General features: G+C 42.9%; 11 protein-coding genes. All 11 read left to right on the top strand.

Translation table 11 applies throughout. From position 1 onward, the window contains the following. Positions 1 to 10 precede the first annotated feature (10 nt). The 11 genes from EGX73_RS03585 (at position 11) to EGX73_RS03535 (ending at position 17,608) form a co-directional block, all read left to right on the top strand. Complete coding sequence (locus EGX73_RS03585) at positions 11 to 307, top strand: hypothetical protein (RefSeq protein ID WP_123866738.1); 297 nt, start codon at positions 11 to 13, stop codon at positions 305 to 307. Positions 308 to 413: 106 nt separating this feature from the next. Beyond that, the gene (locus EGX73_RS03580; protein ID WP_117474686.1) at positions 414 to 1,022 is read left to right on the top strand and encodes a DUF624 domain-containing protein; all 609 of its coding nucleotides are present in this window, start codon (positions 414 to 416) and stop codon (positions 1,020 to 1,022) included. Then, positions 1,009 to 1,932: an acetylxylan esterase gene (locus EGX73_RS03575; protein WP_005470078.1), complete on the top strand. Its 924-nt coding sequence runs from the start codon at positions 1,009 to 1,011 to the stop codon at positions 1,930 to 1,932. Before EGX73_RS03580 ends, EGX73_RS03575 begins: the two co-directional genes overlap by 14 nt. A 4-nt stretch (positions 1,933 to 1,936) precedes the next feature. Continuing rightward, on the top strand, positions 1,937 to 2,704 hold the full coding sequence (locus EGX73_RS03570; RefSeq protein WP_003128105.1) for an endonuclease/exonuclease/phosphatase family protein: 768 nt from the start codon (positions 1,937 to 1,939) through the stop codon (positions 2,702 to 2,704). A gap of 13 nt (positions 2,705 to 2,717) precedes the next feature. Beyond that, a complete protein-coding gene (locus tag EGX73_RS03565; RefSeq protein WP_029486280.1) occupies positions 2,718 to 4,868 on the top strand; it encodes a glycoside hydrolase family 3 N-terminal domain-containing protein in 2,151 nt (716 codons plus the stop codon). A 16-nt stretch (positions 4,869 to 4,884) separates the two neighbouring features. After that, positions 4,885 to 8,166, top strand: a complete 3,282-nt coding sequence (locus EGX73_RS03560) for a sugar phosphorylase (RefSeq protein ID WP_021150591.1) — start codon at positions 4,885 to 4,887, stop codon at positions 8,164 to 8,166. A gap of 12 nt (positions 8,167 to 8,178) precedes the next feature. Beyond that, the gene (locus EGX73_RS03555) at positions 8,179 to 9,144 is read left to right on the top strand and encodes a LacI family DNA-binding transcriptional regulator (RefSeq protein WP_003128108.1); all 966 of its coding nucleotides are present in this window, start codon (positions 8,179 to 8,181) and stop codon (positions 9,142 to 9,144) included. A gap of 623 nt (positions 9,145 to 9,767) precedes the next feature. Then, on the top strand, positions 9,768 to 14,696 hold the full coding sequence (locus EGX73_RS03550) for a hypothetical protein (RefSeq protein ID WP_021150590.1): 4,929 nt from the start codon (positions 9,768 to 9,770) through the stop codon (positions 14,694 to 14,696). A 308-nt stretch (positions 14,697 to 15,004) separates the two neighbouring features. Further along, a complete protein-coding gene (locus tag EGX73_RS03545) occupies positions 15,005 to 15,718 on the top strand; it encodes a WxL domain-containing protein (RefSeq protein ID WP_021150589.1) in 714 nt (237 codons plus the stop codon). A 56-nt stretch (positions 15,719 to 15,774) separates the two neighbouring features. Beyond that, positions 15,775 to 16,476 (top strand): WxL domain-containing protein, encoded by a 702-nt coding sequence (locus tag EGX73_RS03540; RefSeq protein WP_123867078.1) that lies wholly within the window; start codon positions 15,775 to 15,777, stop codon positions 16,474 to 16,476. Positions 16,477 to 16,546: 70 nt separating this feature from the next. Then, a complete protein-coding gene (locus EGX73_RS03535; RefSeq protein WP_123866737.1) occupies positions 16,547 to 17,608 on the top strand; it encodes a DUF916 and DUF3324 domain-containing protein in 1,062 nt (353 codons plus the stop codon). The last annotated feature ends 209 nt before the right edge of the window (positions 17,609 to 17,817 follow it).

Below are 17,817 nucleotides of genomic sequence, written 5' to 3'. Positions count from 1 at the left end.
TATAGAAAGGATGAAAAGAGGAAAGCGAGACCCAACGACCTTTCCTCTTTTTGCTTTGAAACACTGCGATTGGCTTGCAAAGCAAGGCATGCAAGTTCTTCTTGGCGCCAGCCTAGAAGCAACTGTAGGCGAAGCGCAGCGTAGACGAGCAGATGTAGAAAAGTACCTACTCGGTGCTTTGAAACACTGCGATTGGCTTACAAAGCAAGACATGCAAGTTCTTCTTGGCGCCAGCCTAGAAGCAACTGTAGGCGAAGCGCAGTGTAGACGAGCAGATGTAGAAAAGTACCAACAAAAGTATATGTAAAAGGATCTTTTTACTACTTTAGCAAAAGGATAATAAACAAGAGATGAGTAAGAAAACAACAAGAAATCAGTAGGATTGAAACTAGAAAGGGAGCAGGTGAGTGGAGATGAAACAAATTTTCTCTTATGAAGGATGGTACTATCGTGTCTTTTCCTTTGCCACGGATATGATCCTATTAAGTTTTTTGTTCCTTGTTCCTGCGGTCACGATTGTACTGACAGGACCAGCCTTGATCGCCTTGTATCAAACCATCGATCAGCTTTACCAAGAAAAAGATGTTCCAGTTTGGCAACGGTATAGTCGAGCTTTTCTAGCAAATATCAAACGTGGAATCGTACTTGAAGGGATCATCGTGGGGTATGTTGCTGTCACCGCGGCGATCATTTATGGATTGATGGGAATCACCACTTATCTTGGGGTGTTGGCAGTGATACTCAGCAGTTTAGCTGGTTTATTCTTGACGGTGTTTGTCCTACTGTTTTGTTTGTTTTCTTCCACAGTCAAACAAACCGCACACGAAACTGCCTATGCGGTGTTGAGCAGTACCGCAAATGCGATCATCTTGCTAGTGATTCCAGTATTCGTATTTCTATTGCTGAATAAGATCAATTCTTTCTTATTCGTATGTTTAGGTATTTCAGGATTCGCTTATCTGCAAGTACTGTTCTTTCATAAGGTGTGGGCAAAAGAGGGTGACGTCAATGAAATCAATTAGAAATGAACCATCTCAGGAGGAAATCGACCGTTTTTGGCGACAAGTCAAACAAGAAATCAAACAGATTCCATTAGCGTTTGAACGAAAGCAACAACCAGCATTGCTGACAGGAATCGATGTCTATCAGGTCAATTTCCAAAGTTTATACAATGAAACGATTTACGGCTATCTTTTAGTTCCGAAAAATAAGAGCCAACTTCCAATCGTCATCGATTATTTAGGTTATATGAATCACCTACAGGAACCCTTTCAGTTTGCCCACTGGGCATTGATTGATTGTGCCTGCTTGGTGATCGATAATCGCGGGCAAGGCGGCCGTACGAAAGATACACATCCTTATGAAACGACGCAACATGAGGCACCGTTTGGTCGAGGAATTTTAAAAAAAGAAGATTTTTATATGAAACGCATGATTGCAGATAGTCTTCGCCTGCTAGAGGTCGCAGCAGAGCTGCCGGAGATTGATTCTGAACGAGTGATTTTAAGAGGCGGGTCACAAGGCGGCGGGATTGCATTAATTGTCAATGCGCTGGCTGAAACGCCAATCTTTGCGACTTTTGCAGATGTTCCTAGTCACTCGAATATTTCTCACCGCATCGAAAGCAGAACTGGGAGCTATCATGTGATGCAAGAATATATCGATACCTTTCCAGATAGCAAGGAGACCATCTATTACCAAATGGCCTACTATGATTTGAAAAATCTGGCAGCAAAAATCACTGGCCCTGTCTTTGCTTCAGTAGGGAGCCAGGATCCTATCTGCCCAATGACCGATTTTTTTGTCAGTTATCATCGAATCTCAACCCCAAAACAATTAACTGTGTATTTAAACAAAGGGCATGGCGGCGGTGAAGCCAAACAGATTCGAAAAGAAATGCAACAGATCCAAAAATTGTTAAAAAGGATATGAAGAAATGAAAGTGGCAACTTACAATTTACGTGTGGATACGGATTACGATAAAGAGTGGCAATGGTCTTATCGTGCGGACAAAGTATTGGCATTGATCGATTATCATGATTGGGATATTTTGTGCGTACAAGAAGTCCGGCCAACGCAAGTCGCTGATTTAGCAAGATTGACTGATTACGAGTCGGTAACTGCTGAACGAGACGGCGATGGAACAGGAGAAGGTATCGGGATCTATTACAAGAAGACGATGTTTTCTAAAGTAGATTCAGGCTCATTTTGGTTATCTCTGACACCTGATGTGCCAAGTATTCATCCAGAAGCGGAATACTTGCGTCTGTGTTTGTGGACGGTACTAAGAGATAGAAAAGGACATGACTTTTTAGTCATCGACACGCATCTGGACAATATTTCAGAAATCGCCCGTTTTGAAGGGATGAAAGTCATCTTGGAACGGTTAGCGGATAAAATCGCCGCTTTACCCGTTTTACTAATGGGGGATCTCAATGCAGAAGCAGTTGAACGCGTCCATGAATCCCTGCAAACGATTTTTGTTAACGCAAAAGAACAAAATGAAAAAGGACATTACGGTCCCAGAGGTTCCTATCAAAATTTTGACTATCAACTCCCATGGAACCAGTTAGAAGAAATTGATTATATTTATACTAAAGGATTTCGAATCATTAAAACCGGGTGTTTGACGGATTCTTGTGACGGACGGTTTCCTTCCGATCATTTCCCGTTGGAAGCAGATCTCCGATTCGATGAACGATAAAGGTGGAACAAAAATGGAAAAGACAAAATTGACGCACTTACTTGAACAAATGACTATCGATGAAAAAATCGATCAATTATTGCAACTGGCTGCTGCGTTTTATTCAGACAAAGCGGAAGAAAAAACCGGACCGATGAGTGATCTGGGACTGACCCAAGAAACCATCAACAACGCTGGAACAACGCTAGGCGTTTCCGGTGCCAAAGAAGCGATCCGAGTACAACAAGAATACATCAAAAACAATCGCCTGCAGATCCCGACGATTCTAATGGCAGATATTATCCATGGGTTTCGAACAATCTTCCCGATTCCATTGGCTCTAGGTAGTTCGTGGGATCTGAATGCTGCGGAACAAATGGCCGAAATTTCAGCTAGAGAAGCCGCTGTGTCTGGGCTCCATGTGACGTTCTCGCCAATGGTGGACTTAGTCCGAGACCCTCGTTGGGGACGAGTGATGGAATCTACCGGAGAAGATCCCTACTTGAACAGTCGCCTTGCGGAGGCTTTCGTGAAAGGCTACCAAGGAGAAGACTTGACCAATGATTTTGAACGGGTCGCCGCTTGTGTGAAGCATTTTGCGGCGTATGGCGCAGCAATTGGCGGTCGTGATTACAACACAGTCAATATGTCTGAGCGTCAATTGCGGGAAAGTTACTTACCAGGCTACCAAGCCGCACTAGCAGCTGGGGCAAAATTGGTGATGACTTCCTTTAATACGGTAGATGGGATTCCGGCTACAGCGAATCGCTGGTTGTTCCGTGATGTGTTGCGAAAAGAATTTGGTTTTGATGGCGTAGTGATCTCTGACTGGGGTGCGGTCAAAGAAATCATTGCCCATGGCGCAGCAGAGGATGAGAAACAGGCGGCAGAATTAGCGATCAAAGCAGGCGTCGATATTGAAATGATGACGACTTGCTACAACGATTATTTGAAAGAATTGATCGAAGAAGGCGCTGTTGCGGAAGAGTTATTGGATGAAGCAGTATTGCGGATCTTGACCCTTAAAAATGATCTTGGTCTTTTTGAAAATCCTCATCGTGGGGCAGATGAAGCTGCTGAAGCTAGGGTCGTACTTTCGCAAGAACATCGAACAGCCGCGAGAGAAATCGCTCAAAAATCAATGGTTTTATTGAAGAATGAGAACATCTTACCATTTAAATCAACGGAGACGGTCGCGATCATTGGACCAGCGGCTCACTCTAAAGATATTTTAGGTGCATGGTCATGGCAAGGGAAACAAGAAGAAGCCGTTTCATTGATCGAAGGGAGCAAAGCAGTTTCAGAGAACATTCTTTATGGAAAAGAACCATTCGATTATTTTGCGCCAACAGAAGCAGCGATCAATGAAGCTGTTACATTAGCTAAACAAGCAGATAAAGTGGTTCTCGCACTAGGTGAACAAGACTGGATGAGCGGAGAAGCAGCGAGCCGCAGCGATATTCGCTTGCCTGAAGCGCAGTTAGCATTATTCAAACAATTGCAGGCAGTCAATGAGCAACTCGTTGTGACCTTGTATAATGGTCGTCCATTAGATCTTCAAGGCATTGATGAAGCAAAAGCCATCGTTGAAGCATGGTTCCCTGGAACAGAAGGTGGTCACGCATTAGCAAATCTTTTATGGGGACAATACAATCCAAGCGGCCGTTTGAGTATGTCTTTCCCAGAAACAGTTGGTCAAGTACCTGTTTATTACAATACTGAAACTACCGGTCGTCCTTATGAAAGTGCACCTGATGAAAAATATGTCTCGAAATATTTGGATGTCTCCAACTATGCAAAATATCCTTTTGGTTTCGGTTTGAGCTATCACGAGGCTCAGTATAGTGAGTTAAGTTTAGATAAATCACAACTGTCTGCTGAAGAGACACTGACAGTATCCCTTCAGATCAAGAATAATAGCGACTTTGCTGGTGAAGAAACCGTCCAGTTATATCTGCGAGACCTCGTTGGTGAAGTTGTCCGACCAATCAAAGAATTAAAAGGATTCCAAAAAGTATGGTTAGAACCAGGGGAAACCAAAGAAGTAACTTTTTCAATTACGGAAGATATGTTGCGTTACGTCCACAGCAATCAGGAAACATCCAGTGATGCTGGCACATTCCAAGCCATGGTCGGCAGCAACAGTCGCGATCTGCAGATGGCTACATTCAAATTCGTAAGATAAGGATAGGAAGGTTTATATGACACAATATATTACTCTTGAAAAGAATCAGACACGCCTGAGATTTTTGAAAACTGGGGATCTGTATGAAATAGATAGCAATGGCATGATGATCAATCAACTAAATGGCAATCCGTTAGACGGCAGTTTGAATCAATTGTATCTGCGAGTCTATACATCAGAAGGGATTCGTTGGACACCGATGGTCGGTTCTAATTCAGCCAGTAAGTTTGGGTATTCCCAACAGCAGTTGTCTTGGTCAGGAGAGTTTTTGGACGTTCATTATCAAGTGGACTTGCAACTGGCAGAAGATTGCTGGTTTTGGCGAATCCAGTTAACGGGTTCTGGAAAAGCAGATATCATTTATGGTCAAGATATAGGCAATGCACTAAAAGGAGCAGTTCAGTCCAATGAAGCGTATGTTTCTCAATATCTGGATCACCACGTGACTCAGGATAACGGAACGATCGTCGTCTCTTCTCGTCAAAATCAACCGCAATCCGGCAAATTTCCATTAGTCGAACAAGGAAGTTTCCAACCCTTGCGGAGTTATTCAACAGATGGGTATCAATTTTTTGGCAGAACATACAAGGTGACTAATTTGCCGCAAGCCTTAGCGCACGAAACATTAGCGAATGAAGTGTATCAATATGAATTTGCCTACATTGCTTTGCAGTCCGAGTCTTATCAGCTATCTGACGAAACAACAGAAGTCATTTTTTATAGTGCTGTCAAGGCAGATCAGCCACAAGCAGTATCCGGTCCGCAATTCGACCGCCCTTCTCTGAAGGAACAGTTTCAAAAATTGACTTTTGAGTCATTGACGACACAGCTACTTCCGGCAAAACAACTCGGAGCAGCATTGACTGGAGAGACCTTGTCAGAAGCAGATATTTCCGCGCTATTTCCAAAACAGGAAGCAATGGAACGAATCGATGGCCAAATGTATTCATTTTTTACCGAAAACTACCGTCACGTTGTGTTGAAGGAAAAAGAAAGTGCCGTGGAACGGGCTCATGGGCATATATTGCTGAGTGGCAGTGATCTAGTGGTAGATCAGCCGTTGCTTAGTACGACGGTTTATATGTATGGTATTTTCAATTCGCAGATCGTTCTAGGGAATACGTCAATGAATAAATTATTGAGTAACAGCCGTAATGCGTTGAATGTCATGAAACGATCAGGACAGCGGATCTACTTGAAAGAACAGGATACGTGGCGCTTATTGACGATGCCATCTGCGTTCGAGATGGGGCTGAACTCTGCAACGTGGTATTACAAAACAGCAGATGATTTGATCACGGTCACGACGTATACACTGCTTGACAGCCGTGAGATCCGAACGACGATCCATAGCAAAAAGGCTTATTCATGGGCCATCAGCAACCAGTTTTTGATGGGACCAGATGAAGAAGCACCGACAGCGGTTGTGAAAAAAGAGCAGCAAGTAGTGATCACAAGCGGGACTATGTCACCAGTAAAAGAAGCGTATCCAGAATTAACTTATTATCTGCAGGCGGATCAGCCTTTTGATGTGACAGATGATTCCTTGTTCTTACAAGAAAACAGTGATGGCGCACTAACTGTTCTGACATTTGCGGATCAGTCAGAAGTTACCCTTAAGATTCAAGGAACGTTGACCGGAGATCCTTACCGAGAACAAGCGTCTTCTAAGCAGCAAGAAGAAGCAAAATATGTGACGTTCATTGATTCACTGCTGAATCAATTTGAATTGACCCATGACCAAGCAGAAGTCCAAACTCTTAATTTGCTCTCTCGGTGGTACACGCACAACATGCTGGTCCATTATTTGTCTCCTCATGGTTTGGAACAGTATGGCGGTGCTGCTTGGGGGACCAGAGATGTCTCACAAGGACCAACAGAATTTTTCTTAGCAGTCAATCGTCCAGAGATCGTTGCGTCGATCATCAAACACCTCTTTGCCAATCAATTTGCCGACGATGGCAATTGGCCGCAATGGTTTATGTTTGACCGCTACGAAAAACAAAAAGCCGACGAAAGTCATGGAGATGTGATTGTGTGGCCAATGAAAGTCGTCAGCGATTACTTGGAAAAAACGAAGGACTTCGCGATTTTAGAAACGCAAATACCTTATACAGATCGCGAAACGTTCTTAAAGACAAGTCAAACTGCTTCTCTTTATGATCATTTACAGAAAGAGATTGCATATATCGAAGCGAATTTCTTGGAAGGTACGTATCTTTCATGTTATGGGGATGGGGACTGGGATGATACCCTGCAGCCAAACAATAGCAAATTGAAAAAGCAGATGGCCAGCAGTTGGACAGTTGCATTAACTTATGAAGTGATGAAGAAACTAGCGGCACAGCTGAAAGACTATGATCCAAATTATGCTGATCATTTACAAACCATCGTCAGCGGCATTCGTACAGATTTTGATAAATACATTTTGTCCTCAGGAACCATCCCAGGATTTGTTTATATGGAAGACCCTGAACATGTGGAATTGATGATCCATCCAGAAGACAAAAAGACAGGGATTCAGTACCGATTGTTGCCGATGCAGCAAAGCATGATCGGTGAATTACTTTCTCCGGACGAAGCCGAGCACCATTTAGGCATCATCAAAGAACACTTGCAACATCCAGATGGCGTTCGCTTGATGAATCGTCCAGCGGCTTATCATGGTGGGGTCAGTACGAATTTCAAACGTGCAGAGCAAGCAGCGAACTTTGGTCGGGAAATCGGGTTGCAATATGTTCATGCCCACATCCGTTTTACTGAAGCAATGGCCAAATTGGGACAAAAAGAAGAAACTTGGCATGCTTTAGGGGTCATCAATCCTATTCAGTTGCAAGAACGCGTGCCAAATGCAGAACTGCGACAAGCCAATGTCTATTTCAGCAGCTCTGACGGCGATTTCAAAACAAGGCTTGAAGCCCAAGAGAATTTTGGTAAACTTAGAGATGGAAGCGTCGGTGTAAAAGGCGGTTGGCGCGTGTACTCCAGCGGACCAGGTATCTATTTGAATCAATTGATCAGCAATGTCTTGGGCATTCGCGAAATGGCAGATGATTTGTTCCTTGATCCTGTCTTGCCAACTGAGTTATCTGACTTAACGATGACCTACCGGGTCTTTGATCAACCGGTTAAGATCCATTTTCACGAAGCGTCAAAAGAACAGGTATTGATCAATGGCCAACCGGTAGACTATACACTAGCAGAAAACAGCTATCGAAAAGGGGCCTTTTGTTTAGACAAATCAGCAGTGCTGCCGTTGTTCAATAAGGAAATAAATCATATCGATATTTATCGATAGAAAGGAGGAGCCATGGTAGGGATCAAAGATATTGCTAAAAAAGCCGGTGTGTCTATTTCCACTGTATCCTATGCTTTGAACGGCAGCCCTAAAGTGACGGAGGAGACGCGCGCCCGTATCCAAGCGATTGCTCGTGACTTGAATTATGTTCCGAACATGGCTGCTCGTACACTGAAGCGCAGACAAACGAACATCATTGGCGTGTACCTCGCAGACTACGCGGGGAGTTTCTATGGAGAGTTGCTAGACGGGATTAAAAAAAGTCTCGAGACTTTTGGTTACGAAATGATTGTTTGCAGCGGCAAAAAATCCCATTTGTTTATACCAGAGCGTATGATCGATGGAGCCATCATTTTAGATTGGACTTTTCCTTCAGAGGAAATTGAGCGGTATGCTCAGCGGGGACATCAAATCGTTGTACTAGATCGGATCCTCGATCATGAAAATATCCATCAAGTCCTTTTGGATAATAAAGGTGGTGCGGCACTGGCTATTGATAAATTGATTTCAGGTGGCAGCCAACATGTCTTTTTACTTGCTGGTCCTGAAAAAAGTTATGATAGTCAAGAACGGTTAGAAGCCAGTATCAAAGAGCTTACCCGATTTGGCATTTCCTATGATGTAATAGCTGGTGATTTTACTGAACCCTCAGGGTATCGGGGAGCAGAAGAAATTTTAGCAAAAAATCCGCTAAGACCAATCGATATCTTTGCCTTAAACGATGAAATGGCCATCGGGGTTTATAAGTATGTACGTAAAACAGACTTAAAAATCGGAGAAGATATCCGCATCATTGGTTTTGACAATACAGAATTAGGGGCGTTTATACAGCCGCGGTTGTCGACAATTTCTTACTCGAAGCATCGTTGGGGAATGATTGCTTCAGAGAAAATCGTCAAATCGATTCAAGGAGAGCAAGTAGAGGACGAGCATATCTATACAACATTTATTGATGGACGTTCTTTTCCAAATAATTGAAAATGAAGCACCAAACAGAGGACTGTTTGGTGCTTTTTTTGCGCACGGAAATAAAAATACATGCTGTTAAATTAGATTAATAGTTATTTTATTTTTTATGATTGTATTATTTTTCTAATGTTGTTTAGAAAAAATTATAAATTTTTTTTCGGTTATTATACTTTGAGTTATTTTATTTTAGAAAATACAGTGAATTATTATTCGTTATAACATTATTAATTCTATGAAATATAAATGATGTTAGCGATTTCTATATAGGGGCATCAAGTACAAATAATTCGGATAATAGATTAATTTTTCAGTGGTAAAGATTGCTTTATTATGTGATTTTTATAATCTTATTCTAATTATATCTCTTGAACTCTTACGTTTTTTTAGTATGCTAGGTGAAATTAACTCTAAATTTATCCTTTCCAAGCATTTCAAGTAAATGTCAAACAAACTGCCTGACAAGGCCAAAAATGAGAAGAAACAAGCGGTTAGGATGTCAATTTATAATCATAATTTTGGAATGGATGAAAAAAAAATTATAATCCTTTTTTTATTTGGATATAGACTATGGATAGCATAATGCGTGTATTGCGCAATATTTTACTCATTTTCACTCAGTCAGGAGGGATAAAGTGAATCGTTTTTTAACCAATTTTCTTGTTTTTCTATTAGTATCTTCTCCTTGTTTTTCATATACAGAGGTAGTTGCACATGCAGAAAGTATCGCGCAAAAAAGTGAAACAACGGATACTTTAAACGAGTTAGAAAAGCTTAGCGATATAGATAATAAGGAAAGTATCACGAGTAACAGAGAAAGTAGCAGTGAAAGCAGTGAAGGTACCGCAAGTCAGGATAACGAAACAAACGAAACATCTGAAGCGACTGAAACAGCAGAATCGGATGAATCGCCAGCACATTCAGCATCTGAATCTCATTCCCAAGAATCTGTTACTAGTTCTTCACAAGAGTCAGAAGAACTGACGATAACCTTCAAAAGTGCTGAAGGGCGTTTGTTGGAAACAGGAGAAACAAGCCTTCAAATCAGCAAGAAAAAAGGGGAACGTCTTACAGCAACGGACATTCCTTCCTTTAAAAATCCGGCATCCTTTGAAGGCTGGCAGCTAGAAGGAAAAATTTATAGTAATGAAGCATTGCAAAACGTGGACCTAGATCATGATCAGATCCTGCTAGCAGTTTTTAAACAGGGCGTGAGTGTCCGGTCTAGCGGTTCCTTAGTAGACCTGTCCATCAAAGATATTATTGCAAGTGCAGATCCTTCACGACTTGTTGCCGTTCCAAGTCCTGCAGGCGATGGGGAAACTTACGCTGAGTATGCAAATAGTGTCGATGGCTTTCGGCAAGCCTTGTTTGATATGTATCAAAATGGCAATGGCGGTGAGTTTGCTTTGTATGTCGGATCAGGGGGTACCTTGACTTTACCGGCTGATCTGACAGCCAAAACAATACCAAGCACAGTAGACAGTAGCAATATCACGTTTTATGCATTACAAGGGAAAGTTAGTCGCTTGATATTAACTGGTCATGCTAACGATCCCATCACAGATGCGACAACATTGGCTTCAGGCAGTCGACGGGTTGATTTCTCAACGAATAATTATTTTGGCTCGGATATCGTGTTTCGCAATATCGACTATAGGGGATCGACGATTTACATGAACGGGCACAGTCTTTTCCTCAATGGGGGTGCCGTTGGAAATGGCTTTACGATATATGGTGGCACAAACAGTGGGGATCTGGAAGGCAATCCGACGATCCATGTGAATAACACGGGTTCAGGTACTTGGAATATTTATGGGGGCAACCAAAGCGGCGGAACGTTGAAGGGGAATGTAACGATCAACGTAAACAATACCGTCTCTGGGATAAGTACCATTGCAGGGGGAGCCAATGTTGGAACGATCGATGGCAATACAAAAGTAGCGATCAAGCAATTGAATGGCACATTGACAAACTATTATGGCGGTGGTGTTGGATCAAGTGCTACAAATGCAGCCAATGTGACTGGGAATGTTGAAACGACGATTGCTACGAAAAATGCCAATTTTCGGTTGGGAACGTTTGTCGGAGGGGTTCAGTATGGAACGATCGACGGTAGAATCAACAGCACTGTTTCCGGTAGTGGAGGCTGGACTGGGACAGCCAATCGTTTTATCGGCGGTTCCTATTATGGAAATATTGGCTCGGAACCTGCTAAAGATGCCATCGTAACGAATCTTGATTCGAGTCTCTATTCTACAGGCCGGGCAACTTTTGAAGGTGGTAATCGATACTCTGGCACAATCAATGGAAACATCGTAAATACGGTCAAAGCGGGTCCTAGCGCTAGTGTCGGTGGGATCGGTGATTTCAATGGCGGCGGCGGGAACAATGTCAGCACGCTCTCACAAAGTTCGATGGGAGCTTCGAATACAACGACTTACGACAATTATACTCCCGCACAACGGGCTCAATTAGCAGAAGCGGGAGCAAGTTTCAAAGTATACGGCAATATTACCTCCCATCTGGTCAGCGGTTCTTTTTCAAATGGTGCAACATATACTACAGCTGCAGGTCGCGGCGGTTATATTGATGGGAATACCACGATTGAAGTGGGGTCGATTACAGCAGATGGCAGTCCAGGTGGAGACGGTATTGCTTATAAAGGATCAAAACCGACCAACCTTGCTTATTCCACAACAACCAAAAATCGAGGGGAACTATCTGGCTGGGATATTGTCGGCGGTGGGGGAGATCCGGGAACTACCTGGAATATCTACATCAAAGGGAATACTAAAACAATTCTAAATAATACGGTTGCTCGCTGGACCTATGGCGGCTCTTTCTCTGGAGTTATTGAAGGAAATGCATCGAATACATTGAACTCAGGGATCGTAGACACCCTTGAAGGTACTGGCTATACCGGTAGAAGAGTCTATGGTAATGGTGAAACGACAGTCAATAACGGACAAGTGGATTGGTTCTTGTCTGGCGGCGGCTGGAACGATCTCTTGATTGGTGGGAACGTGGCAGTAACGGTTTATGATGGGGTGATCAATGCCTCTCTAGGGGCTTCATACGGAGATTCCAGTTCTCATACGATCAACGGAAATTCGAATAATCGGATTTTCGGCGGGAACTTTTCCGGTACCCCACGAACTGGCTCTAATGGTTTTTCTGGCGGTGTGACTAATAATGGCAGACTATTGGGAAATGCAAGTTTAACATTGGATTTAAGAAATTATGACGGTGAGTTTAAGCTGCCTAGCGGGACCAATATTTCTGGCGGAAATCCATTCAACAGTACAAATATTGTCGGAACAGATACATCCAATACGATTACGCTGAACATCTATACAAAACCAGGATCGGATGTCTTGAACGGTGCCACGATTTATGGGGATGGCGGCCGAACTGCTAGCAATACGAGAAGCGGCAAGATCATGATGAACATTCAAGCGGAAGATTCCAGTATTGGTAATTTATATACCACCTATTACTCGAATATTTCCTCTAATCAGATTTTGCGCGATGTAGAGATGCGTATTCAAGGGGCGAAAAGTATCAATGGGATCTCTGGCGGAAATGCAACGGACAATTTCACCAATGCAATCGTTGCTAACAGCACCAATCAAGTCAAAATGAATTTTGGCGAGAATGTAGATGGAACCAATGCTTACCAAGATGAGCCCATATCTATGACAGGATTAGGTCTCGTGAATTTTACCGAATTAACTGTGACTAACGGATTGACATTGATGGCTACCGGTGGGGATATAAAAAATGGGCGCTCAGCTACAGCGGCCAACCATAGTACGACTTATCACCAGTTTGGGACGATCCAGCTGTCGAAAAATGCCGGTATTGGAATTTCTTCAGCAAACAACATGATTTCAGGCAGTAAGTTAACCATCGAAGATGAGGCAACCATTGAATCTCCTCCGGGTACTGGTCGGATCAACCTTTCCGATTTTGAAGTGCCAGATTCAAAAAAAGATCATTTGACTTGGATCAAAAATACGGAGAATGATGCTGCAGCACGAGCAAAAAGTCAGGGCACTTGGTTTGGAGAAGTCACAAGCTACCAAGTATTGACTATCAATCCAGTTGCAAACAATGCGACGCCGATCACGCCGATCACTTTTAGCGGCATCGAAAAAGCGACTGGTAAAACATTCATTGGGGACAATGATGTGACGGGAGTCAATGGCTACGGAATTGCGATTCCTGGTTCAGTGATCGACTATGAAGTCGAAATGCCCGGTATCGCTGATGGGCAAGGTTCAATCACTCATGACGTGACAGGCGTTAAAGAAAATAATGCGCCACTTGTGATTCAAGCATGGGGAACAGATATTGCTGGCATCCAGGTTCAAAAAGGGCGGCTGCTTATTCCGTATACTGGGTCAAATTTACCGATACTGACCTTTACACCAGAAACCCAGAATAAAGGTTCTTGGTTTTATGCTGGACAGATCCAGTCAAGCAAAGTTGCTAGTGCGACAGAAACAATCCCAGAACAATCGTCTTCAGATCCAGTCGATTGGCAGATTCCCGATGGTGAATACAGCTATCAAGTGAAGGTTTCTTACTCGAATCAAGCTGAACTTCGTGCTCAGAACGCAATCATTACAGAACAAGAAGCTGAGAACCTCACTAAAGAAGATGCACTGGACTATTTGCAGGCACAAGGACGCCCATTCTTTACAGATAGTCTGACGGAAGAAGCAATAGCAGAGATTCAAAAACCATTGGGGTCAGCAACTTCTCGCAAGCATCTTGTTTCATTCAAAGCAGGAGCAGCAAATCAATCATCTGTAGAACAAGCAGTCAATCTGGTAGTCGTGAAAAATGAGAGTGCCTTGGCAAGCAATCGGCAATTCGCTGTCTTTGCCAAAGATAGCCGCTTAACTTTAGGGGAAGCAACGGCTATCACGAATCAAGCTGATTTAGCAGCATATACGGAAGCCGCAACGATTTTTGCTGATGGTCGAGACGAGCAGTTGCCGCAAGTTGCACCAGAAGCACTCGAATCGATCCAGCAAACAAGCGAAGAAGAGCTGCTAAAAAATGTCACAACTACGTATCATTTCACCGAAAATGGGCAAACTGCTGAAAAAACAGTGAATGTGGCGATCGCTGGTGAGTTGACCTTGAGCAGTGTACCGACAACTATCGATTTTGGGGCACAAAAAATCACTACCACCACTCAAACGTATTGGCCTGACATTCAAGGAGATTTGATTGTCAAAGATACACGAGGATCTGAACGAAGTCCTTGGCGGCTCACTGTGAAAGAACAGCAGAGCTTGAGTAATGGGACAGATCATTTAGAAAATACGTTGTTCTTTGTAAAAAATGGGGAAGAGCAATTACTAACAAATGGGGAAATTATCGTTGAAGAGACGCAATTGACCGAAAACGGCGACTATCATGTGAATCAAGAATGGGGAGAAACAGCGAATAAAGGTCTTAAATTAGTTGTTCCGGTAGAAAAGCAAAAAATAGGCGAATATAGCGGAACGTTATCCTGGCAACTAGTATCTGCTCCAGGCAATCCATAAAAGGCAGAAGAGTAAAGATAAAAATAGTCATTAATGCAAGTTTGCTCGGCTGATTATTCTTGTTTTTGGCAACTACCTTAGCTGCTGAAATAGGCGCGGATGACAGCAATGGCGGAACGTCATTTTATGGCGTTTAGGAATATCCAGCAAAAAATCCAAGACCATAGGCGAAAGTACTGAGAAATCAGCCATTCGACCAACAAGGACATAAAATCTTACCCACAACGGGTTCTGACTCTTCCAGTTAACTCGCGATGGGGGTTGCTTGTTGGCAGCACTAGGTATTTTATCAAAAAGGAGCAAATGAAATGAAAAAGAGTTTAATAACGATGGGTATCGTCATCCTTAGTTCAATAATCTTGCCGATCACCGCAGTTGCAGCAGAGTATACATCAAATGGGGCAATTATTTTTGAAACGGATAATGATCTCACTAAACCAGTCGACCCTACCGATCCGGAAAAACCAGTCGACCCGGTCGATCCCACGGATCCAATGGGACCAAATCCAGGAACTGCTGGGCCGTTGTCAATTGATTTTGCCTCCAGTTTCCAATTTGGCAATCAAAAGATCACATCAGAAACAATGGATTACTATGCAAAACTGCAAGAGTTCACTTCAAGTTTAGCAGGTCCGAATTATGTGCAAGTCACAGATAAACGGGGGACTCAAGAAGGCTGGTCTCTTAGCGTCATACAGAACGGTCAATTTAAGACAGCACAGAGTGAAGTGCTAGCAGGGGCTTCATTATCAATTTCTTCCGGAACAGCAATTTCTGTGACAGATAAGCAGTATGCACCAACAGTAGTAGAGAATCACACATTTGTTCCCAATAGTGAAATGAACTTGGTGAATGTCCCGGCAGGCAAAGGGATGGGGACTTGGATCTATCGCTTTGGTGCTGATGCATCAGAAGGAGCGGCAGCTGTAAAATTAAACATTCCTGGTCGTTCGGTTAAATTAGCCAAAGAATATCGAACAACCTTGACTTGGTACCTCAAAAATGTACCAGAGACTGAATAAGAAGGGGCAGAAAAGTGAAAAAAATAGTAACCGCAGCAGTATTCGTAGGATTGGGAATGACGAGCACGATCACTGCTCAAGCAGCAGAAGTGGCAGCTTATCATTCAAATGGTCAAATTGTCTTTGAACCAAACACGGAGCCAACGGATCCAATCAGTCCAATAGACCCAGATCCAGACAATCCAATCAAACCAGTCGATCCCACCACGCCAGATGGCAAACCTGAACCAGGAACCAACGGACCGTTATCGATCGACTTTGCCTCCAGTTTGTATTTTGGCATGCAAAAAATCACTTCAAAAACGGAAGTCTACCATGCCTCATTGCAAAAATATGAGGATGCAGCAGGTGCAGAACAAGAAGGACCAAATTTTGTACAAGTCACAGATAACCGAGGAACGGAAAGCGGCTGGACGTTGCATGTCAAACAAAATGGCCAATTTAAAACAGGGAAAGACCAAGAATTAAAAGCAGCTCAAATTCGCTTGACTAACGGGACGATCGTTACACCATCCGAATCCCCAAAACCTTCTAATTTTAAAAGCACGATTACCCTGGATCCCAATGGGGCTGAATCATTAGTCATGAGTGCCCAAAAAGGGGAAGGAGCCGGTACTTATCTTATGAGCTGGGGTGACAGTTTATTCGCAGCAGTAGATAGTATTGAATTAGAAGTGCCTGGTTCAACAACGAAATATGCCGTGAAGTACAGTACCACATTTACCTGGCTGCTAACTGATACCCCGACAAATCCATAGCAACCAGTCCCTTTAAGTGTAAGGTTTTGATACGTAAGGGTGGTACATAGATAGAGAGGGAAAATCCATCATGAAAAAAAGTAAACAGCTCATTATACTGGTTTTGGCAAGTCTTTTCTTTTTTATTTCGGTAAGAGGCATGGCCTCTGAATTCAATTTTGCAGTAAATTCAGTCATACCAGAGAACCAAATAGACAAATCTAAGACTTATTTTGATTTGAAGATGTCACCAGGTGCTGTTCAAACGGTGGAGGTTCTATTAAGAAATGATACGGATAAGGACGTAGTGATTGAGCCGAAGATCGCTTCGGCAACCACCAATCTAAACGGCGTTGTTGAGTATGGTCAAAATGATATCGAACCTGATGAAACCTTAACGCACAATTTGAAGGATTTGGTAGACATCGCAGAGACCATCACGATTCCCAAACAGTCTCAAGTGACTTTGCCTTTAAAAGTAAGCATGCCTTCAGAATCATTTAAAGGCGTGATTTCCGGTGGACTGACATTAAAAGAAAAGCAGGAAGAAGCCTCTGATCAGTCCGAGGATCAAGGATTAGCGATCAAAAATGAATATGCCTATGTCGTCGCAATTTTGTTGAGACAAACAACGGATGAAATCGTTCCAGATTTGAAGTTGTTAGCCGTCGAACCTGATCAAGTGAATGCCCGCAATGTAATCAATGTGACTTTTCAAAATCCGACCGCTGCCTATTTGAATTCATTTTGTTTGATCAACGATGTCACTAAAAAAGGGCAAAACGACAGCCGCTATTCTTCTGATACTTCTGGTATGCAGATGGCACCAAATTCCCATTTTTCTTATCCCATCTCATTAGAAGGACAAAAGCTTGAAGCAGGTACTTACCTGCTGAAATCTGTTGCCTACAGCGGAAAAAGCGATGAAGGACAATATAAAGTCAAGAATGGTGATGAGGAAGAAAGATATTTATACAGATGGGAATTTAAAAAAGAGTTTACAGTGGCTGGCGATGTTGCGCGAGACCTCAATCGGAAAGATGTCACTATCGAAGAAGATCATACGTGGCAATATTTATTGATTGGACTCCTCTTGGTGATCATTGCATTTCTGATTGTTTGGCATCGTCAGAAAAAGAATGAAGGAGAGTAACTGGTTTTGAAAAGTGATGAGCGATAGCCGATTCATTGCGGAATCATTTTCTTTCCTGTTTCTCAAAGTAAGTCTTATGGAGAAAGATCTCCAGTTAGGACAACAAGTTAGCAGCAAGTAAGAACAGCTGGCTTTTTCAGCTACACCTAATGGTGTGGGGCTGTCTTTGATAGATTCATCGATTATTGATGGTACGTGAGGAGAGGCCC

This window comes from Enterococcus sp. FDAARGOS_553, assembly GCF_003812305.1.
Lineage (GTDB): Bacteria > Bacillota > Bacilli > Lactobacillales > Enterococcaceae > Enterococcus_D > Enterococcus_D gallinarum.
Note: the sequence above shows the minus strand (reverse complement) of the source record. Positions and strands in the feature narration are given on the sequence as shown.